Annotated in this window: 21 protein-coding genes; 7 read left to right on the forward strand and 14 right to left on the reverse strand. The window is 67.1% G+C overall.

Going from position 1 to position 19,394, the window contains the following annotated elements:
• Positions 1 to 77 precede the first annotated feature (77 nt).
• Together ACR0R4_RS01000 and ACR0R4_RS01005 are read right to left on the reverse strand one after the other, a co-directional pair.
• The gene (locus ACR0R4_RS01000; RefSeq protein WP_433645462.1) at positions 78 to 1,265 is read right to left on the reverse strand and encodes a sensor histidine kinase; all 1,188 of its coding nucleotides are present in this window, start codon (positions 1,263 to 1,265) and stop codon (positions 78 to 80) included.
• Positions 1,262 to 1,945 carry a response regulator transcription factor gene (locus tag ACR0R4_RS01005; protein ID WP_433645463.1) on the reverse strand — a complete coding sequence of 228 codons (684 nt, stop codon included), beginning with the start codon at positions 1,943 to 1,945 and terminating at the stop codon, positions 1,262 to 1,264. The genes ACR0R4_RS01000 and ACR0R4_RS01005 overlap by 4 nt, the downstream gene beginning before the upstream one ends.
• Before the next feature lie 66 nt (positions 1,946 to 2,011).
• On the opposite strand from ACR0R4_RS01005, the gene lipB reads away from it, so the two are divergent.
• Positions 2,012 to 2,659, forward strand: coding sequence for a lipoyl(octanoyl) transferase LipB (gene lipB, locus ACR0R4_RS01010; RefSeq protein ID WP_433645464.1), 648 nt, complete (start codon positions 2,012 to 2,014; stop codon positions 2,657 to 2,659).
• The gene (lipA, locus tag ACR0R4_RS01015) at positions 2,656 to 3,645 is read left to right on the forward strand and encodes a lipoyl synthase (RefSeq protein ID WP_433645465.1); all 990 of its coding nucleotides are present in this window, start codon (positions 2,656 to 2,658) and stop codon (positions 3,643 to 3,645) included. Before lipB ends, lipA begins: the two co-directional genes overlap by 4 nt.
• 11 nt (positions 3,646 to 3,656) lie before the next feature.
• On the opposite strand, the gene ACR0R4_RS01020 is transcribed toward lipA, so the two are convergent.
• The 6 genes from ACR0R4_RS01020 to ACR0R4_RS01045 all read right to left on the reverse strand — a co-directional run bounded on the left by ACR0R4_RS01020 (position 3,657) and on the right by ACR0R4_RS01045 (position 7,890).
• Positions 3,657 to 4,205 carry a MogA/MoaB family molybdenum cofactor biosynthesis protein gene (locus ACR0R4_RS01020; RefSeq protein ID WP_433645466.1) on the reverse strand — a complete coding sequence of 183 codons (549 nt, stop codon included), beginning with the start codon at positions 4,203 to 4,205 and terminating at the stop codon, positions 3,657 to 3,659.
• Positions 4,202 to 4,684: a cyclic pyranopterin monophosphate synthase MoaC gene (gene moaC, locus ACR0R4_RS01025; protein WP_433645467.1), complete on the reverse strand. Its 483-nt coding sequence runs from the start codon at positions 4,682 to 4,684 to the stop codon at positions 4,202 to 4,204. The genes ACR0R4_RS01020 and moaC overlap by 4 nt, the downstream gene beginning before the upstream one ends.
• Entirely contained in the window at positions 4,677 to 5,954 is a 1,278-nt protein-coding gene (locus ACR0R4_RS01030; RefSeq protein WP_433645468.1) for a molybdopterin molybdotransferase MoeA, read from the reverse strand. Before ACR0R4_RS01030 ends, moaC begins: the two co-directional genes overlap by 8 nt.
• A gap of 2 nt (positions 5,955 to 5,956) precedes the next feature.
• Positions 5,957 to 6,208 (reverse strand): MoaD/ThiS family protein, encoded by a 252-nt coding sequence (locus tag ACR0R4_RS01035; protein ID WP_433645469.1) that lies wholly within the window; start codon positions 6,206 to 6,208, stop codon positions 5,957 to 5,959.
• Positions 6,209 to 6,298: 90 nt separating this feature from the next.
• Positions 6,299 to 7,603: a type II toxin-antitoxin system HipA family toxin gene (locus tag ACR0R4_RS01040; protein ID WP_433645470.1), complete on the reverse strand. Its 1,305-nt coding sequence runs from the start codon at positions 7,601 to 7,603 to the stop codon at positions 6,299 to 6,301.
• Positions 7,600 to 7,890, reverse strand: a complete 291-nt coding sequence (locus tag ACR0R4_RS01045; RefSeq protein ID WP_433645471.1) for a helix-turn-helix domain-containing protein — start codon at positions 7,888 to 7,890, stop codon at positions 7,600 to 7,602. The genes ACR0R4_RS01040 and ACR0R4_RS01045 overlap by 4 nt, the downstream gene beginning before the upstream one ends.
• 277 nt (positions 7,891 to 8,167) lie before the next feature.
• Between ACR0R4_RS01045 and ACR0R4_RS01050 the strand changes: the two genes are divergently transcribed.
• Positions 8,168 to 8,965 carry a HesA/MoeB/ThiF family protein gene (locus ACR0R4_RS01050; RefSeq protein WP_433645472.1) on the forward strand — a complete coding sequence of 266 codons (798 nt, stop codon included), beginning with the start codon at positions 8,168 to 8,170 and terminating at the stop codon, positions 8,963 to 8,965.
• Positions 8,958 to 9,386, forward strand: a complete 429-nt coding sequence (locus ACR0R4_RS01055; RefSeq protein WP_433645473.1) for a molybdenum cofactor biosynthesis protein MoaE — start codon at positions 8,958 to 8,960, stop codon at positions 9,384 to 9,386. The genes ACR0R4_RS01050 and ACR0R4_RS01055 overlap by 8 nt, the downstream gene beginning before the upstream one ends.
• A 2-nt stretch (positions 9,387 to 9,388) precedes the next feature.
• Here ACR0R4_RS01055 and moaA read toward each other — a convergent pair whose 3' ends face one another.
• The 5 genes from moaA to fdhD are packed head-to-tail and all read right to left on the reverse strand — an operon-like array spanning position 9,389 to position 15,363.
• Positions 9,389 to 10,441 carry a GTP 3',8-cyclase MoaA gene (gene moaA, locus ACR0R4_RS01060; protein WP_433645474.1) on the reverse strand — a complete coding sequence of 351 codons (1,053 nt, stop codon included), beginning with the start codon at positions 10,439 to 10,441 and terminating at the stop codon, positions 9,389 to 9,391.
• A gap of 37 nt (positions 10,442 to 10,478) precedes the next feature.
• A complete protein-coding gene (locus tag ACR0R4_RS01065; RefSeq protein WP_433645475.1) occupies positions 10,479 to 11,291 on the reverse strand; it encodes an ABC transporter permease in 813 nt (270 codons plus the stop codon).
• On the reverse strand, positions 11,288 to 12,088 hold the full coding sequence (modA, locus tag ACR0R4_RS01070; RefSeq protein ID WP_433645476.1) for a molybdate ABC transporter substrate-binding protein: 801 nt from the start codon (positions 12,086 to 12,088) through the stop codon (positions 11,288 to 11,290). Before modA ends, ACR0R4_RS01065 begins: the two co-directional genes overlap by 4 nt.
• 13 nt (positions 12,089 to 12,101) lie before the next feature.
• Positions 12,102 to 14,426 (reverse strand): FdhF/YdeP family oxidoreductase, encoded by a 2,325-nt coding sequence (locus ACR0R4_RS01075; RefSeq protein WP_433645477.1) that lies wholly within the window; start codon positions 14,424 to 14,426, stop codon positions 12,102 to 12,104.
• 22 nt (positions 14,427 to 14,448) lie between these two features.
• A complete protein-coding gene (fdhD, locus tag ACR0R4_RS01080) occupies positions 14,449 to 15,363 on the reverse strand; it encodes a formate dehydrogenase accessory sulfurtransferase FdhD (RefSeq protein WP_433645478.1) in 915 nt (304 codons plus the stop codon).
• A gap of 78 nt (positions 15,364 to 15,441) precedes the next feature.
• Here fdhD and ACR0R4_RS01085 point away from each other — a divergent pair, with 78 nt between their 5' ends.
• Together ACR0R4_RS01085 and ACR0R4_RS01090 are read left to right on the forward strand one after the other, a co-directional pair.
• Complete coding sequence (locus ACR0R4_RS01085) at positions 15,442 to 16,674, forward strand: molybdopterin molybdotransferase MoeA (protein ID WP_433645479.1); 1,233 nt, start codon at positions 15,442 to 15,444, stop codon at positions 16,672 to 16,674.
• Positions 16,668 to 17,543 carry an NTP transferase domain-containing protein gene (locus ACR0R4_RS01090; protein ID WP_433645481.1) on the forward strand — a complete coding sequence of 292 codons (876 nt, stop codon included), beginning with the start codon at positions 16,668 to 16,670 and terminating at the stop codon, positions 17,541 to 17,543. Before ACR0R4_RS01085 ends, ACR0R4_RS01090 begins: the two co-directional genes overlap by 7 nt.
• Before the next feature lie 4 nt (positions 17,544 to 17,547).
• Here the strand turns inward: ACR0R4_RS01090 and ACR0R4_RS01095 are convergent, their stop codons facing one another.
• On the reverse strand, positions 17,548 to 17,955 hold the full coding sequence (locus tag ACR0R4_RS01095; RefSeq protein WP_433645482.1) for a hypothetical protein: 408 nt from the start codon (positions 17,953 to 17,955) through the stop codon (positions 17,548 to 17,550).
• A 147-nt stretch (positions 17,956 to 18,102) separates the two neighbouring features.
• Between ACR0R4_RS01095 and ACR0R4_RS01100 the strand changes: the two genes are divergently transcribed.
• A complete protein-coding gene (locus ACR0R4_RS01100) occupies positions 18,103 to 19,251 on the forward strand; it encodes a glutathione S-transferase C-terminal domain-containing protein (RefSeq protein WP_433645484.1) in 1,149 nt (382 codons plus the stop codon).
• Positions 19,252 to 19,394 lie beyond the last annotated feature (143 nt).

A 19,394-nucleotide genomic window follows, 5' to 3' on the forward strand; every position in this document is an offset into this window, starting at 1 on the left:
GGTACTTCAAGAGTGAGGCAGAATTCTTCCAGGATTCTTTGACGGATCGACGGAGCGACGGGCCGAATGCCAAAGGGTCAGGCACCCGGCAGGGTGACCTCGATCACCCCTCCGGCGAGATCCTCCCGGACGCGCACGGATCCACCGAAGCGGTGCACGATTTCGGCGACGAGGGCGAGCCCGAGACCATAGTGGTGGCTGGTGTCGGCCCCCGTGCGGTGCGAGGCGAAGCGCCCGAACACGTCGGTGCCCGGCGGAAATCCGTCGCCGTCGTCGGCCACCTGCAGGGTCACCGTGCTTCGCCCGGTCGTCACCGTAAGCGTCACACGCGTGCGCGCGTGGTCGATGGCATTTGCCAGGAGCGCTGTGAGGATCTGGCGCACACCTTGAGGGGTGGCCTGTGCGCGCGGGGCGGAATCTGCGTGAATCTCGAGACCGATTCCAGACCGCTCGGCGTGGGCCTGTGCGGCCGACATCGCGTCACGGGCAAGTAGCTCAACGTCGACCGGCTCGGCCGTGACCGGGCGATCGTCGGCGGCGGCGAGCAGATCTTCCAGGAGCCGCGTGAGCGACTGCGTGTCACGTTCGATCGCCCCGACCTCCGTGGCAATCGCAGCAGGGTCTGCCTCGGGCGTGAGCTTGCGACGCAGCAACTGCACGCGCGTGCTGAGCAGGGTGAGCGGGGTGCGCAGCTCGTGGCTCGCGTCGGCGACGAACCTCCGCTGCTTCTGCAGGGCGACGGAGAGCGGCCGCATCGCCCGGCGGGCGAGGAAATAGGCGCCGAGCGCCGCGGCCAGGGCCCCAACGGCACCGCCCGCGGCGAGGGCCCCGGTGATGCGATCCCGCTCCTCAGCCCGCTCGTGTTGGTCGACGGCCGCCTGGACGACGACGTCTTCGTCGCGTTCCGTGAGTACCAGATACTGGTGATCCTCGTGCTGGACCTTTGACGTGACTCGCTTCTCGCCCTGCATCACGAGTTCGAGCGCGGCGAGGTCGGGGAGCCCCTCGGGGAGGTCGTGCGTGGTGCGGATCACGCCGTCGGAGACGACGGCGACCGGCCCGCCGGGAGTGAATTCGGCGGGGAGTGGGCCGTCGAGCGCGGACTCAAGCTGCTGCTCGACGGACTCGCGAAGGCTCGCGTCGATGGATGTGTAGACGACCAAACCGACGATTGCGAGGATCACGGCAATAACGACGCCGAATTGCACCGCGAGGCGCCGGGCAGCTCGGGCGACGAGGGCGGCGTCCCTCCCGGCGCCGTTCATAGTGGGCCCAGGCGGTAGCCGATGCCCCGCACGGTGGCGATGGCATCGCGGCCCAATTTGCGCCGCAGGTAGTGCACATAGGTGTCGACGACCCCGAGTTCCGTTGCCTCAGGGAAGTTGGCGTGCAGCAGAGCCGAGCGTTCGAAGACGCGACTCGGCGAGCGAGCGAGCATCTCAAGCAGGTCGCTCTCGCGTTCGGAGAGAGGAATGCGAGTTCCGCCCGGAGTCATTACCTCGTGCGCGTCAACCATCAACTGGTTGCCCTCTGGGAGTGGCAGCGCTCGGGCCGTCTCCCGATGTCTGCGCAGGAGGGCCCGCACCCGTGCCAGTAACTCGGCGATGTCGAAGGGCTTCGCGAGGTAATCCTCCGCTCCCGAGTCCAGGCCTTCGACCCGATCGGCCGCATTGCCCAGGGCAGAGAGGATGAGCACGGGAGTGTCGATTCCGGAGCGCCGGATTCTCGCGAGCAGGTCGAGGCCGTCGAGTGCGGGGAGCCCCCGATCAAGCACCAACGCGTCGAACGGCTGTGTCAGGACCAGGTGCAGCCCCGCCTGCCCATCCCCCGCCGAGGAGACCGAGTAGCCCTCGCCCTCGAAGATCTCGATGAGCATGCCTCGCAGGTCGCGGTCATCCTCGACGACGAGCACCCGGGGGCCCTCGGCAGTTGCGGCCTCTGACATACCGTCATGCTACGCCCCGAGTGGCTGAGAAACTGGGTGCCTCAATCCCGACCTATACTGGTCCACATGCTCGACTACGTCGTCACGGGGCTAAGCGCCAACTCCGTGCCGTATAGCGAAGGCTTGTCCTTGCAGCGCGCCGTCCATCAGGCGGTGGTCTCCGGTGAACGTCCGGACACCGTCATCCTCCTTGAGCACGAGCCGGTCTTCACCGCCGGCAAGCGCACCGCTCCCGACGAGCGTCCGACCGACGGCACGCCCGTCGTCGACGTTGATCGCGGTGGCAAGATCACCTGGCACGGGCCGGGCCAGCTCGTGGGGTACCCGATCCTGCGCCTGGCTGATCCGATCGACGTCGTCGCCTACATCAGACAGCTTGAGAGCGTGCTCATTGATGTGGTGCGCGAGTTCGGCATCGCGGGTCAGCGCGTCGACGGTCGCTCCGGTGTGTGGATCGTGGCCGGCGGCGTGGAAGAGAAGATCGCCGCAATCGGGATCCGCGTCGCTGAGGGCGTCACGATGCACGGCTTCGCCCTCAACTGCTCGAACTCGCTGGATCCCTACGAGAAGATCGTGGCCTGCGGCATCCGCGATGCCAGCGTCACGACCATGTCGCGCGTTGCCGGGCGCACGATCACGACCGCCGACGTGCTCGAAACCGTGCAGGCGCGACTCAACACCGAGTTCGCAAGGGAAGAGATGGTCACGGCATGAGCGCGAGCCCCGACGGCCGACGCATGCTGCGCCTGGAAGTGCGGAACGCCGAGACTCCCATCGAACGCAAACCCGAGTGGATCAAGACCCGCGCGAAGATGGGCCCCGAGTTTCGCGAACTGCAGCAACTGGTGAAGTCTGAAGACCTGCACACCGTGTGCCAAGAAGCGGGCTGCCCCAACATCTACGAGTGCTGGGAGGATCGTGAGGCGACCTTCCTCATCGGCGGATCGCAGTGCACACGTCGTTGCGATTTTTGTCAGATCGACACGGGGAAACCGGCAGACTATGACATTGATGAGCCGCGTCGGGTCGCCGAGTCGGTCGCACGCATGCAGCTGCGGTACTCGACCGTGACGGGAGTTGCGCGCGACGACCTGCCGGATGAGGGAGCGTGGCTCTACGCCGAAACGATTCGCGAGATCCACCGTCAATCGCCGGGCACCGGCGTCGAGATTTTGGTGCCCGACTTTTCGGGCAAGCCCGAACTGCTCGGTGAGGTGTTCTCGGCGAGGCCGCAGGTCTTCGCGCACAACGTCGAAACTGTGCCGCGCATTTTCAAGCGGATTCGCCCGGCTTTCCGCTACGAGCGCTCGCTCGACGTGATCACGCAGGGGCGCAGCGCCGGGCTGATCACGAAATCGAACCTGATTCTCGGCATGGGCGAGGAGCGGGAAGAAGTCACGCAGGCGCTGCGCGACCTGCACGAGGCGGGTACCGACATCGTGACGATCACGCAGTATTTGCGGCCGAGTCCGCGCCACCTTCCGGTTGCGCGCTGGGTGCGGCCGGAAGAATTCGTGGAGATCAAGGACGAGGCAGAGGAGATTGGCTTCCTCGGCGTGCTCGCCGGTCCACTGGTGCGCTCGTCGTACCGAGCTGGTCGGCTCTGGGCGCAGTCGATGCGCAAGAAGGGGCTCGAGCTGCCCGCAGAGCTGTCACACCTCGCCGACGAGTCGCTGGGATTCGCGCAGGCGGTCGGTTGAGCCCGCGCGAATTACTGGCGGTCGGGGTGGGTCTTCGGGTGCCCGTGGCGCTGTGCGAGCAGGTGGTCGAGCACCTCAGTGAGGAGGTCGAGTCCATCTCGCACCCCACCGGGGGAGCCAGGCAGCGTCATGATGAACGTTGCCCCAGCGAAGCCTGCGACACCGCGGGTGAGGGCGGCGGTCGGGGTCTTCGCGGCCCCGCGCCTGCGCAACTCTTCGATGAGCCCGGGCACCTGCAAATCGAGCAGCGGGTTGATCATCTCGGGCGTGCGATCGCTGGGCGATACTCCGGTGCCGCCGGTGATGAGGATCACGGCGGGCTGCGATACGGCTGAACCGGCCGGACCGGCTGACTCGACTGATCCGGAAGGCTCGATCGGCACGAGTGCTGCCCGCGCGGCCTCCCTGACCGGTTCCCCGTCTGCCACGACGACCGGGCCCGTTACCGCGAACCCGCGGCCCTGAAGCCAGCGGCAGATTTCCGGACCGGTGGTGTCGGTCGCGACACCGGCCGCCGCGCTGGTCGAGGCGACGATGACGTGCGCCACCCGGGCGGTCACGAAATTTCCCAGTCGCCGCTCTTGCCACCGGACTTGGCCAGGACGCGGATGCCGCCGATCTCGGCGTGCCGATCCACTGCTTTGATCATGTCGTACACCGTGAGCGCCGCAACGCTCGCGGCGGTGAGGGCTTCCATCTCGACCCCGGTGACGCCGCGGGTCTTCACGGTCGCGGTGATGCGCAGGTGATGCTCGTCGCGCGCAAAATCGACGGTCACTCGCGAGAGCGGCAGCGGGTGGCACAGGGGAATGAGGTCGGGGGTGCGCTTGGCCGCCATGATGCCTGCGATGCGCGCCGTGCCGAGGGCCTCACCCTTGGGGAGATCGCCGGAGATCAACCGCTCAAGCACGTCGGGCTGAGTTGTTACGAGCGCCTCGGCGGTTGCCGTGCGCGTTGTCTCTGCCTTGTCGGTCACATCGACCATGTGTGCGCTGCCGTCGGCGCGCAGGTGGGTGAGCGAGGCGGGGGTGTCAGACACTGAGTCTCCAGACTTCGATGGGGGTATCGGCAGGCAGATGGCTGACACCCAACGGGATGTGGGCGAGCACCTCAGCCTCGGCAAGATCTGCGAGCAGGTGGGAGCCCGGGGCTCCGAGGTGTACCCGGCCGTCGGCATCGAGGCGGCCGCGTCGCACCTGATGCTTGTGCGCGGGCGAGTCGATGGCGTGCGCGAGTCGGAGGTGCGTGATCGGTAAGGAGGCCGGCTGCCCCGCGTATCGGCGCAGGTGCGGCAAAAGAAAGAGCTCGAGCGAGAGCGCCGAACTCACCGGATTGCCCGGAAAGCACAGCACGGGAACCTGCGCGCCGTCGAGCGACAGCGTGCCCCATCCCTGCGGCCCGCCCGGTTGCACGGCGATGCTCGCGAACGTCACCCCGAGTGGATCGAGCGCCTCCCGCACTACCTCGAAGGCGCCTGCGCTGATACCGCCCGACGTCACCACCAGGTCGTGCTCAGCGGCGTGCTTCCGCAGCACAGCCCGCAGGCGTCGCGGCTCGTCGGGAACGCGCTCGGTGGTGACCAGAGCCCCCACCTCGCGCAGCGCCGCGGCGAGTAACGGTGTGCTGGCATCGGTGATGCGGCCGGGGGCGAGCGGCTTGCCGGGTGGGGTGAGCTCGTCGCCCGTGGTGATGAGCAACACGCGAGGCCGGGGGCGCACCGGCACGGCCGCAATGCCAGCGGCAGCGAGCAGGCCGATGCGGGCCGGGGTGATCCGCCAGCCCGCTCGCAGCACGATCGACCCCGCTCGCAGGTCTTCGCCCCGGCGACGGATGAACTGCCCCGCTGGTGGTGGGGCGGCGAATCTCACACTGGCTGCTCGCTCGCCAGCGACGCCCAGCGCGAAGAAGCGGGGCGGATCCGCCTGCTCGATCGGGATTACCGCGTCGGCTCCGATCGGGATCGGTGCCCCCGTCATGACGGGCACGGCGAAGCCCGGCGGGTGAGCTGCTGGTGGGTCGCCCGCCGCGGTGACCGCGCCGACGAACAGGCGGGTGGATCCCGCAGCTCCCTCCTGGTTCCGGACGCTCTCGGGGCGATGCGCGAAATCCTCAGTGCGCACCGCGTACCCGTCCATTTGGGAGTTCTCGAACGGGGGCAGGTCGATCGCCGCGGTCAGGTCTGCGGCACTCACCCGACCCACCAGGAACGGGTCGTCGATCGGGAGCGGCTCGGAACGCGTGTCGAGCCCTGCAAGCATCGGTTCGAGCAGCGCGTCAACGTCGCGCTGGTGCTCGGCGAGCGTGCGCACGCTCAGCCGCCAGCAAACGCGGGGAGCACGTCGATCATGCTGCCGGTGAGCGGGGTGGTGCTGTCTCGCTGCACCCTGCCATCGACGAGAAACGACCCGGATTGCAGCACGCGATCCATGGGGCGGCCATAGCGCTCGATCAGTTCGTCGCGGAGTTTGCCCACCGTGCTTCCCGCGGGAAGCTCCCACGTTTCGGCCTCGCACAGCGCGGCATCGGCAGCAGCAGCAAAGTAGCGAACAGTGAAGTGAGGCATGTAATGAGTGTACTGACGGTCGTCGGCGGTCTTGCCGAGGCAGTGGTCGCCGCGGCGGGACTGGGCGCTGGGACTGCCAGGTGCCGCCGGTCAGTCGATAATCACAGGGCCTGGGCTCATCCGTGACGCAGCATTGCGCGCGTGCTCGCGTTGGTCATCGGGAAACGCGATAGCCATCTGGTCGATCTCCTGATCGGAAATTCCGGCGGCGCGAGCCACGTCGGGCCAGCCCTCAACGGCTTCGACCACCTCGGATAGTGCACGGTCCGCTTCGGCGCTTGTGAGCGCGTAGGTGCCCGCTGTCTCTATGAGGTTGCGGATGTCGCGATTGCGGGGGTCGTCACTGGGCGAAATGGGCCTTGAGCTGACAGTGCTGCTCATCGACGGGTTGATGTCGAACGCAGGGCTGAGGGCCCAGACATTTCCGGTGCGCAAGAAGCCGTGGTTATTCCAGTGGTCGTCGTTGTTGGAAATGAGCACATTCAGGGCCACCCGCTTGAACAGATCCTTGAGCTGCGCGAGATCACCACCCGTGACCTGGTCGGTGACATCTGCAAAATCCTGGTACGTCACAACGCCACGTTCTCGGTCTCCGATGCCCATCGCGGTTCTTGCCGACATGTAGCCGATGCGCTCACCCTGTGGTCCACGGTCGAAACGGTGCAGCGCGAGGCTCGACTTCCCGTCCGTGGTTCTCAAAAGGTCCCCACGTTGGACGTTGATGCCCGCCTTCCGCGCTAACGTGATGGCGACATACTCCCAGGCTTCACCATCACGGCGGCGATCACGCTCTGAGGGGAGTTTGATCAGCCGAAGCGCCCCGCCGATACGCACACTCACTTTGGGACGCGCACCACCGGCCGACGTGCCGGGCGCCCCCAGGAGCTCAATGTCTTCGGGTGTGGCCTCGTGGGCTTCAAGACGGGCAGCGGCCTCAGCGTAAGCATCCAGTCCGTGGACGCCGAGGTCTGTGACCTTTGAGGGTCCAAGCCACTCGCCATCGTCGTCAGCCCGAAAGCGGATTGCACCGAGCCTGGTTTCGTCTGCGGTGATTGCAAGGTAGTCGAAATCGTCAATCGTGCGAGGAGTTGTCGGATCGGTGCGGCGAGCGTTCGCAAGGTCAGCGTCAAAAACCCGCCGACCCCAATCATCGGGGGTGAGGTCCTGGAAGGAGCCGAAGAGGCGTTGGTCATTGCCGGAGAAAATCTGGCCCGACCCGCGCGTGAGCCGAGGGTCGAGCTCGTATGCGCCCGGCACCCGAAAGTAGTCCTGGTCGTATGCGAAACTGCTTCCGCCCAGGTTCCGCCCGCCAGCGAACGAGGCAACCAGCCGTCCTGCCTTTACCGGGGCCCCACCGATCTCAACGTAGACGGTGAGCGCGTCATAGAGCTTCATTTGCTGTCGACCGCTTCAAGCGCCAAGGCCCGTCCAGCTTCGGTTTCGAACGGGTTAGAGGCCTGCACGAAGTGCTCCGCGAACCCGAGGGCTGACACCACCGACATGAGGGAGTCCAGCCGGGGGGTCCCTGTTCCCTGCTCGATCGCACGCAGAGTGTCTCGAGTCACATGGGATCGGCGAGCCAACTCTGAGGCGCTCAACCCTTGCAGCTTTCTCCAGGCACGGATGTTCTCACCAAGCGCCTTCAGGCGGCGATCACGCGCTGGAGACTCTCGACGAACCATGATTAACACCTCCAATGACAGGTAGTAGCAACAGTCTACCACCAAGTTGACCGTTCTAGCTGTCAGTTTAGGGTGGGACCCATGGATCTGAACCGCTGAGATGCGTTACAGATACTGCTGACCACGGGACGAAAACCCAGTGCTGAGCGGCGGCGGTGGAGGTGTCGCTGATGTGAGAAATGGCCCAGATCAAGGTGCTGATCCGAGTCATTTTCCAAATTTCACGATAATTGGGTTCGCTCATTACACGCCACCACCAGGCTCGTAGACTGATTGCATGCACTCCCAAAAAGCGGCGCGACCGGGCCCCTTGGTCGCACCCGTGGCTGGCCCACAGCCCTACGACTGGGGGCGGGTGAGTCGTCAGCTGGTGCTGCCCGAGTTCGGCGATGAGGCGCAGCGACGTCTGGCGGGTGCGCGCGTGCTGATCGTCGGCGCCGGTGGCCTCGGGTGCACCTGCGCTCCACTGCTGGCGGGCGCCGGGGTGGGCACAATCGGGCTCGTGGACGACGATCTCGTCGAACTCTCCAACTTGCACCGCCAGGTGGCCCACCGCACAGCGACGGTCGGGCGACCCAAGGTCGATTCCCTTGCCGAGGCGCTTGAGGCGCTGAACCCAGACGTACGGGTCAATCGACACCAGCTGCGTCTCACCGCGTCACATGCTGCCGAGCTCTTCGCTCACTACGACCTCGTGATCGACGGCAGCGACAATTTCGACACGCGCTACCTCACCGACGACGCGGCCCGGCTGCGCGGTCTGCCCGTCGTGTGGGGTGCGATTCAGCAGTACTCGGGGCAACTCAGCGTGGCCTGGCATCGCTACGGTGCGGGGTACCGGGATGTCTTTCCCGAACCCCCCGCCGAGGGGATGGACTGCGCCGGGGGTGGGGTCTTGCCGAGCCTGTGCGGCACCATCGGGTCGCTGCTCGCCACCGAGGCGCTCAAGCTCATCACGGGCCTCGGCGATCCACTGATTGGGCGCGTGTTGGTCTTCGACGCGTTGCAGGCGCGGATGCGCGAAATTCAGGTGCTGCCAATCGACGTGAGTGATCGGGAGGGCGCGCATGTCTGAAGCAGCGGTCGGGGCGGTGCACGCACGGGTCGTTGATACCCCACTCGACGAGACGGCGGTGCGCGCGGCGGTCGAACACCCGGAGTGCGGGGCCGTGCTCGTCTTCCACGGCGTCGTGCGCAATCACGATCAGGGCCGGGGGGTCAGCCTGCTCGAGTACCAGGCGCACCCCGAGGCGGAGCGTCTGCTTGCCGAGTGCGTCGGGGCGGAGCAGGAGCGCACCGGCGTGCGACTCGCGGCGGCCCACCGATTCGGCACCCTCGCCATTGGTGATGTGGCGCTGGTCGCCGCCGCCTCGTCGCCCCACCGGGCGGAAGCGTTCGCCGCGCTTGAGGCGCTGATCCACCGTATCAAGACCGAGGTGCCCATTTGGAAGCGGCAGTCGTTCGACGACGGGCCGAGCGAGTGGGTGGGGCTGTAGGGCTATCCGCCGATGTACGACATTTCGATGCGGGGCCGTGTCGATGCGTTGATCGTGGATCGGAGCTCCGAGTATCGGTCAGCTCGCAGCCCCCAGGTACCGGCAAGTGCCTCGCGCACGGCATCGTCGCCTGTGGAGTCGCGAAGGATGGCCCGGAGATCCACTCCCTCGGTGGCAAAGAGACAGGTGAACAGTTTGCCCTCGGGCGAGAGCCTGGCGCGTGAACAGGTGCCGCAGAAGGCCTGGGAGACGCTTGAGATGACGCCGATCTCACCGGCGCCGTCGACGTAGCGCCAGCGCGCTGCGGTCTCGCCCTCACGGGTCGGCGCGCTCGGCTCGAGCGGGTAGACGGCTGAGATTTGGCGCACGATCTCGGCGGAGGGCACCACGGCATCGAGATTCCAGCCGTTGGTGTTCCCGACGTCCATGAACTCGATGAACCGCAGGATCTGACCCGTTCCGCGGAAGTGTTCCGCGAGCGAAACGATCTCGTCGTCGTTCACACCGCGGGTGATGACCGTGTTCACCTTGACCGGGCCAAGCCCCGCCGCCGCCGCCGCGGTGATGCCGTCGAGCACCGCCGAGAGGGGAATGCGCACGTCGGCGATCCGCTGAAAGCGTTCCGGGTCGAGTGAGTCGAGCGAGACGCTCACGCGAGTGAGACCCGCGTCTTTGAGTGACTGGGCCTTCAGACGCAGCGCGGCGCCGTTGGTGGTGAGCGCGAGATCGAGCGGTCCTCCGCCCGGCGTACGCAGTTCCGCTAACCTGGCGATCAGTTCTTCGAGACCCGGGCGAAGCAGCGGCTCACCCCCGGTGAGCCTGATCTTCTCGACCCCGAGCGAGACGGCAGCTCGGGCGACCCGCAGAATCTCGTCAAAGCTCAGAAGCGCGGACTTCGGGAGAAACGCATAGTCGGCACCGAAGATGTCGCGCGGCATGCAGTAGACGCAGCGAAAATTGCAGCGATCGGTGACCGAGATGCGCAGATCGTGCAGGGGTCGGTTTCGGGCATCGCGTACCCCGACTGTGTCGGCCGCGCTCTGCGGTTCCCTCATCATGACCCCCTCGAGCGTCTCACCCTAACACCGGCGTTCAGAATGACCGCGAGGTCTTGCCGCCCAGCATCAGGAGCACGGTGAGTGAGGTGACGATGAGCACGAGGGAAAGGGCGAGCGCGACATCCTGGGTGACGCCGGCTCCGTTGAAGGCGCTGTAGATGGCGAGGGGAATGGTGCGCGTCGACCCAGCCGCATTGCCGGCGAACAGGGCGGTGGCACCGAATTCCCCTAAGGCGCGCGTGAAGCTGAGGATCACCCCGGCGATGAGTCCGGGCGCGATGGTCGGCAGGGTGACGCGGAACAGCACGACCAGGGGCGAGGCCCCGAGGGTCGCGGCGGCCTCTTCCGTCGCTGGATCGAGCGCGCGCAGTGACCCCTCGACGGAGATGACGAGGAACGGCAGAGCGACGAACACCTGCGCGATCACCACAGCCACGGTGGTGAACGGTATGCGTACGCCCAGCTCGGCGAGCGCGTCACCGAACACGCCGCCCCGCCCCAGCAGCGTGAGCAGGGCGAGACCGCCCACGAGCGGTGGAAGCACGAGTGGCAGCGTGATCAGGCCGCGCAGCACTCCCGACAGTGCGCCAGACGTGCGCGCGATCACGACAGCGAGGGGCACGCCGAGCACCACGCAGCAGATCGTCGCGATGGCGGCGGTCGCGAGGGAGAGACCGAGGGCACTGGCGGTCTCGGGAGCCACGAGGGTAGCGGGAAGCAACTGCCAGTCGATGCGCAGCAGCAGCGCGATGATGGGGAGCAGCAGCACGGCGGCACCGAGGAGCGCCGGGGCCACGAGTGCGGCGGGAATGCCCCGGGGGTCGATCGCCCGTGTGCGCGGGTTCATGCCGCGCCGAATCCGTGGTCGCGCAGCAGGGCCTGTGCGGAATTAGTGAGCAGGAAGTTCGCGAAGGCCCGCGCGGCCCGCGCATCTCGGGCACTGCCCAGCACGCCGACCTGGTACTCGGTTGCGGCCTCGTCCGCGCGGGTAATCGGCACACCATCGGCGGCATCTCCAGCGCTCCGCACATCGGTGCGGTACACGAGACCGGCGTCGGCGTGCCCGGCGGCGACCTTGCGTAGTACCGCGGTGACATTCTGCTCCTCGCTGGCGGCGCGCAGCACCACGCGGTCGCGATCGAGTAGCATCTGCGCCGAGCTCCCGCACGGCACCTCGGCGGCGCACATTACCACAATGGGCAGCACCCCGACCTCGTCGGGCTCGACGAGGTCGCCGAGCGACTGAATGCCCAGCGGGTTGCCGGGTGCCACCGCGATCACGAGCGCGTTGGTGGCGAAGGGCAGGGGGGGTGCGTCGAGCAGGCCCCCGTCTTCGACCTGCCGCATCGTGCGCTGATCCGCTGAAAGGAACACATCAACCGGAGCCCCGGCCATGATCTGCGTGGCCAGCAGGGCCGAACCGTCAAAGGTGGGAGCGGCAACCGAGTACTCCGGATGTTCGCGCTCGAACTCGGCCGCGAGCTCAGTAAAGACGGGCTCGAGCGAGGCCGCCGCGGCAATGTGGATCACCCCGCCTCCCTCGGTGCCAGCGGACGCGGGAGCCGGGCCACCCGCAGCGCACCCGGTGGCGGCCAGCGTGAGCCCCAGGGCGCACACCCTGAACGCGAGTGGCCAGCGGAGCATGATCTTCACCGTGCTACTGCGTGACCGGTCGGCCCACACCTACCGGTGTGTTCGAAGCCTCGAGGCGGATCACGACCGCCTTCGACACGGGCGTGTTGCTCTCGAGTGCGGTGCTGTCGAGCGGCACGAGCACGTTTGCCTCGGGAAAGTAGGCCGCCGCACAGCCACGAGCGGTGGGGAACGCGACGGTGCGGAAGCCGCGCAGCACCCGATCCGGTTCGTCTTTCCACTCGCTGAAGATGTCGACCGTTTGCCCGTCGTCGAGGCCGAGCTCGGCGAGATCGTCGGGATGCACGAAGATGACCGAGCGCCCCTTCTTGATGCCGCGGTAGCGATCGTTCAGGCTGTAAATGGTCGTGTTGAACTGGTCGTGCGAGCGCAGCGTCTGCAAGAGCAGCCGCCCGGGCGGGCAGGCGACCGGCTCGAGCTCGTTTACCGTGATGCGGGCCTTGCCCGTCGCGGTGTCGAATCTGCGCTCATCGCGCGGCCCGTTGGGCAGGATGAAGCCGTCACGCTGCCGGGTCTTCTCGTTGAAGTTTTCGCAGCCGGGAACCACGCGAGAGATGTGATCCCGAATCGTGTCGTAGTTGTCGATCATGCCGAGCCAGTCGATCCCGTGCCGATCGCCGAGCGTGGCGTGCGCCATGCCGGCGACGACCGCGATCTCCGAGCGCACCTCCGGCCCGATCGGCGGAATCTGTCCGTGGGAGGCGTGCACCGCGCACACCGAATCCTCGACGGTGATGTACTGGGGGCCGGCGCGCTGCACGTCGACCTCGGTGCGCCCAAGCACCGGCAGAATGAGGGCCTCCTCGCCCGTGACCACGTGCGAGCGATTGAGTTTTGTCGAGAACTGCACGCTGAGCCGCGCCTTGCGCATGGCGGCCTCGGCGAGGTTGGTGTCAGAGATGGCCCCGATCAGATTGCCGCCCAGCCCGACCCACACCTTGATCTGGCCCGCATTGAGGGCGCGGATCCCGTCGACGGCATCGACGCCGTGCTTGCGGGGAGGATCAAAGCCGAACTCCGTGCCGAGTGCGTCGAGGAACGAGTCGGGCATCTTCTCCCACACCCCCATGGTGCGGTCGCCCTGCACGTTGCTGTGCCCGCGCACGGGGGATGCGCCGGCACCGGGCTTGCCGATGTTGCCGCGCAGCAGCAGCAGGTTAATGATCTCCTTGATGGTGTCGACCCCGCGACGGTGCTGGGTGATGCCCATCGCCCACGCGATAATAACGCGGTCGGAGCTCATGTACCGCTCGGCGAGCTCGTCGATCTGGGCGCCCGTGAGGCCGGTGGCCTGCTCGACCTCGCGATCGTCGACCTCGGCGATGTGCGCAGCGAAGGCCTCGAACCCGTCGCAATGTTGCGCGATGAAGTCGTGGTCGAGCACCTGACCCGGCCGCTCCGCTTCGGCGGCGAGCACGCGCTTCGAGATCGCCTGCAGCAGCGCCATGTCTCCGCCGAGCCGGATCTGCAGGTACTGATCGGCGATGGCCGTGGGTTTCCCGACGTATCCGCGCAGCTTCTGCGGGTCTTTGTAGCCGATGAGACCCGCCTCCGGCAGCGGATTCACGGCGACGATCTTGGCGCCGTTTTCCTTGGCCTCCTGCAGCGCGGTGAGCATGCGGGGGTGATTCGTGCCCGGGTTCTGGCCCATGATGATGATGAGGTCGGACTCGAGAAAGTCGCTGTAGGCGACGGTCGACTTGCCGATGCCAACGCTGTATTGCATCGCGCTGCCGGTGGATTCGTGGCACATGTTTGAGCAGTCGGGGAGGTTGTTGGTGCCGAGCACTCGCGCGAAGAGTTGGTAGAGAAACGCCGCCTCGTTTGACGCGCGGCCGCTCGTGTAAAACGCCGCCTCGTCGGGGTGATCGAGCCCGTTCAGGCGCTCGGCAATGATGCGAAACGCGCTCTCCCAGTCGATGGGTGCGTAGTGATCTGAGTCGGCCGACTTATAGACGGGCTCGGTGATGCGCCCCTGCATCCCCAGCCAGTACTCGGTCTTGTCTGCGAGTGAGGTGAGCGAATTCTCGGCCCAGAAGGCACGCGGAATCTTCAGCGGGGTCGCCTCCCACGTCACCGCTTTCGCGCCGTTCTCGCAGAACTCGGCGAGCTTGCGGTGCTCGGGGTCGGGCCAGGCGCAACTCATGCAATCGAAGCCGTCTTTGTGGTTGATCTTGCTCATGAGCTTGAGCGTGCGGCCCACGCCCATGTTCTTGATGGCCGGCTCCATGGAGTGCAAGACCCCGCCGAGGCCTGCGGCATACTCCTTCGGCTCGGTGACGATCATGTCGGCGTCAGAGAAGTCCTCGTGCGGGGCGTGCGGGGTCATGGCGTGGGGGCCTTCCTTGTGGCTACGGGGTATCTGCGGTGACGGTCGAGACCGCAGTGAGGCGGGAATCTGCGGGAGCGAGGGAATCTGGGGAATATGACACTTCCTCGTGGCGGATCCGGTCGGGGCGACTGTACACGACCATCGAGGGCCCGCGAAGAAATCCCACCAGGGTGATCCCCGCCTCCTCGGCCAGGTCGGCGGCGAGCGAAGACGGCGCGGAGACGGCGGTGAGCATCGGAATGCCGGCCATCATCGCCTTCTGGGTGAGCTCGAAGCTTGCACGCCCCGAGACCATCAGCACGCACGAACGTGCGGGGATCCGCCCATTCTCAAGCGCCCACCCCACGACCTTGTCGACGGCGTTGTGCCGACCCACGTCTTCGCGCAGCACCAGCATCTCGCCGGTGACCCCATCGAAGAGCGCGGCGGCGTGCAGGCCCCCGGTGCGGTCGAAAATGGCTTGTTGCGCACGCAACGCCTCGGGAAATCGCGCGATGCGAGAGCTGTCGATCACGAGTGGATCATCGCCGACGGCGAAGTGCGACTGGGTACGCACGGCCTCGATGCTGGCCTTGCCGCAAATACCGCACGAACTGGTCGTATAGAACGATCGCTCGAGGCTCGGGTCGGGGGGAGCCACGCCGGGCGCAAGGCCGACGTCGAGCACGTTGAAGGTGTTGCCGTCGTCGACGGTCGCTCCCGCGCAGTAGCGGGCGGTCGCGTAGTGCTCGCGATGGTGGATCACGCCCTCGGAGACGAGGAACCCCGCAGCGAGCTCGAAGTCGTGGCCGGGGGTGCGCATGGTGATCGCCAGGGGACGGCCGTGCACCCGGATCTCGAGGGGCTCCTCGACGGCGAGCGAATCCGGTGCGACCCGGGCCGGTTCGCCGATCGTGAGACGAGTGACGCGGCGACGCGCGGCGATACGGGACATGGTACTTGGATAGCATCGATCACGGGGCGAGGCAAACGGACCCGCCTGTGAACGGACGGGATCGCGATCGTGAGAAGCGTGGCGGAGCACCTCGAGTGGATCCTGGCGCGCACGGAACTGCTGCCGGTGCGCGAGCTTCCACTTGCCGAGGCGCACGGTCTGACCCTCGCGGAGGCGGTCACCGCGCGTCACGACTTGCCCCTGTGGGATTCCTCAGCAATGGACGGGTACGCCGTGCGCGCCGCCGATGTGGTGGGCGCGACCGCCGAACGGCCCATGCCGCTGCGCGTCGTCGCCGAGGTTGCGGCGGGCAGCTCCGACGACCCGAGTCTGCGGCCGGGCGAGGCGGCCCGCATCATGACCGGGGCGCCGGTGCCGAGCGATGCCGATGCCGTGGTGCCCGTGGAGCTCACCCTGGGCGACCAAGCGGACAGCCCGTGGGCGCGAACCGAGGTGCGCGTGCTGCGCGCCGTGCCCGCTTTGGCGAACGTGCGTCAGCGCGGTGAGGATCGAAAGATCGGCGACTCGATGGCCGAGGACGGTGACGAGCTGGGCTCGCTGCGACTCTCCGCGCTCGCCGCAGCTGGGATCGACCGGGTGCTCGTGCGTTCGCGCCCGCGGGTGGCGGTTGTCGTGACTGGCTCGGAACTCGTGCCGCCGGGCCAGGCACCGCGGCGCGGTGAGATTCCGGAGTCGAACTCGCTCCTGTTGGTGGGCCTGCTGCGCGAACTCGGTATCGTGCCGCAGGAAGTTCGCGTGAGCCGCGACACGGTGGTGGGCCTGCGGCGCACTCTCGTCGAGCTCGGCGAACGGGTCGACGTGATCCTCACCACCGGCGGCATCGGGCCCGGCCTGCACGATGTGGTGCGGCTGGCCATTGAGGATGAGCCGGAGATCGAAGCGGTGCGCGTGGCGGTGAAACCAGGTCAGCCGCAATGCGCGGGGCGACTCCGCTCCGGCGCCTGGCTCTTCGCACTGCCGGGCAACCCGGTGAGCGCGGCCGTGGGCTTCGAACTGTTCGTGCGCCCGGCGCTGCTGGCCGCGCAGGGGCGCCGATCGAGCGCGCGGCTGCGCCTTCCCGCCATCGCGGCCGTCGGGTGGCGCGGTGCCGTGGGGCGGGCGCAGGTGCTGCCGGTGCGGCTCCGAGTGAGTGAAGCTGGGCTGGTGTGTGAGCCGACGGTCAACTCGCGGGCGGTCTCGCACGCGGTGGGCGGGCAGGGCGCAGCTGAGGGGTTCGCCTGGGTGCCCGAGCACGTGGGCGACGTTGACCCGGGCGACCCGGTCGAGGTGTGGCGGGTGGGCTCGTGGTAGGTCGTGCCACTGACGCGATCATCCTGGCCGGGGGTCGCGGGTCGCGCCTCGGCGGAATCGACAAGGCCGAGCTGATGGTGCGCGGCGAGCGGCAGGTGGATCGGGTGGTCGCTGCCGCACGCGAGGCTGGCGTCGGCCAGATCGTCGTGGTGGGCCCTGAGCGCTCCGGGCTCGACGGCTGCACGCTTGTCACAGAGTCGCCCCGCTTCGGCGGGCCGCTCGTCGCGCTCGCCGTGGGAATGTCTCCCATTACGGCCGGGTCGGTGCTGCTGCTCGCCTGCGACCTGGTGCACCCGGCGCAGGTGGTGGATCGCCTACTCGCTGAGGAGTGGCCCCCCGTAGGCGCGCAGGCCCTGGTGCTGCGTGACACGGAAGGCCGGCCACAGTGGCTCGCGGGCCGGGTCGATGCTGGCGCGCTGCGGGCAGGTCTTGTCGCGGCTGAACAGCGGGGCGAGCTTTTGGGGAGGCCGCTTCGTGACGCGTTCCGGTCGTTCGAGGTGCGGTTCGTGGACGCACCGGATGCGGTCGTCGCCGACATCGATACCCCCCAAGATCTTGCACGCACGAACACTGAGGAGACCCCCATGTCGAACCCCACGCACCTGCCGCCCGAGGCCCTGGAGGCCTGGCTGAGCACGGCAGCACAGGAGGTGGGCTTGGACGTGGCCGACGTGTCGATCGCGACGGTACTTGACCTGGCGCGCGACGTCGCCCACGGGGTCGCGCGGCCCGCAGCTCCGCTGACGACCTTCCTGCTCGGGCTTGCCTATGGCAGGGCCGCCGCCGGGCCAGACGCCGATGCCACCCTTGAGGAGCTCGCGGCGTCGCTCACTCGCCTCGCCGCCGACTGGGGCGACGCCGCGAGCTGATCCACTAGAGTTTCTCGCCGAGCACCCGGCGCACCGCGGCGCGCGAGAGCATGAGCACCACGATGAGGAGGGTCACGGCGAAGAACCCGCCCAGCTTGACGGCGCCGCCAAACACGAATTCGGTCAACCAGAGAATCGCGAACTTGCTCCCGGGAAGCAGCAAGACCAGCGTGCCGATCGAGATCAGCCGAGCGAGTACTGAATCGGCTCGCCGGAGCCTCTGCAGAGTTCGCTTCTTCGCCCAGGTGATGATCTCGAGCGCGAGTTTCATGAGGATGGCCGTCAAGAGGGTCAGGGAGAACGACTCGGAAATCACGTTCGGGAAGAACTGCACGTACAGGCCGAGCACCACGAGATATGCCAGCACATCGGCGAGGTCGACGGCACGTATCGCGGGTTGCTTCGTGGGCATCGGGTCTCCTCGCGATCGTCTCGGCACCGGGTCGAGGTGGTTTCGATCCTATGCTCTGACCCATCGGGAGATGCCCCGGTTTCAGTTCGGCTGCTCGACATAGACTCGGAGGCCAGTTCACACGCATCTCAATCGGAGGGCCGAGCCATGGCACACAACGAGAACACCAGCCCGACGAATGAAGCGAGCGAGGGTTTCTCGACGAAGGGCGCGTACGTGACCAGCGGGGCCGAATTTGATCGCGACACGAATTACATCGAGGATCGCATCGTCGCCGATCCCGATGCTGTGCGCGCACTCCCCGCGCCCCCGACATCGAAGGTCGGTTCGCTCGGATACGGGCTGAGCGAGGGTGCCGAGGCGTGGCCGGTGGAGCCGGGCCGGTACCGGCTTATCGCGGCGAACGCCTGCCCCTGGGCGAATCGTGCGGTCATCGTGCGCCGCCTGTTGGGCCTCGAAGACGTCATCTCGCTGGGGCGGCCTGGCCCCGTGCACGACGTGCGATCCTGGACATTCGATCTCGACCCCGGCCACCGCGACCCGGTGCTCGGAACCGAGCGGCTGCAAGAGAACTACTTCGCGCGATTCCCCGGGTACCCGCGCGGCATCACCGTGCCGGCGATCGTCGACGTTCCGACCGGCGGGGTCGTGACGAATAACTACCCGCAGATCACGCTCGACTTTTCGACCGAGTGGCGCGAGTTTCATCGCGAGGGCGCGCCGAATCTGCTGCCCGCGGGTGAGCTCGACGAGATGTGGCCGATCCTCGCGCGCATGTTCACGGAGGTCAACAATGGGGTGTATCGCTGCGGGTTCGCCGGTTCGCAAGATGCCTATGACGCCGCGTATGAGCGCCTGTGGTCGGCTCTCGATTGGCTTGAGGATCGCCTCGCCACGCGGCGCTTTCTCATGGGGGGCACGATCACGGAAGCCGATGTGCGCCTATTTACGACGCTCGCGCGCTTCGATCCCGTGTACCACGGGCACTTCAAGGCGAACCGCAACCGGCTCAACGAGATGGAGCATCTCTGGGGCTACGCACGGGATCTTTTTCAGACCCCGGGCTTTGGCGACACCACCGACTTCGTGCAGATCAAGCAGCACTACTACATCACGCACACGGACATTAACCCGACCAAGATCGTGCCCGCCGGGCCGGATCTCGCGGACTGGCTCGAGCCCCACGAGCGGCAACTTCTGGGCGGTGAACCATTCGGTGACGGCACCCCGCCCGGCCCTGTGCGGGAGAGCGAGCGGATCGCGACCGGTCACAACCCGCTGGTTCCCGCGAGTTAGGTCGGCGTTTGCTAGGTGCGCGGTGGCGGCGCCGACCCCGACCCCTGGTTGCGGTCGCGAGAGTGAGCCTTCCCCCAAACATGTCACATGAATGCGACAGTTAGCTATTTTGTTGCTTATTTGCGACACGATTTCTATCCTTG

The sequence above is a fragment of the Leucobacter fengyongliangi genome (genome assembly GCF_050971685.1).
GTDB lineage: Bacteria > Actinomycetota > Actinomycetes > Actinomycetales > Microbacteriaceae > Leucobacter.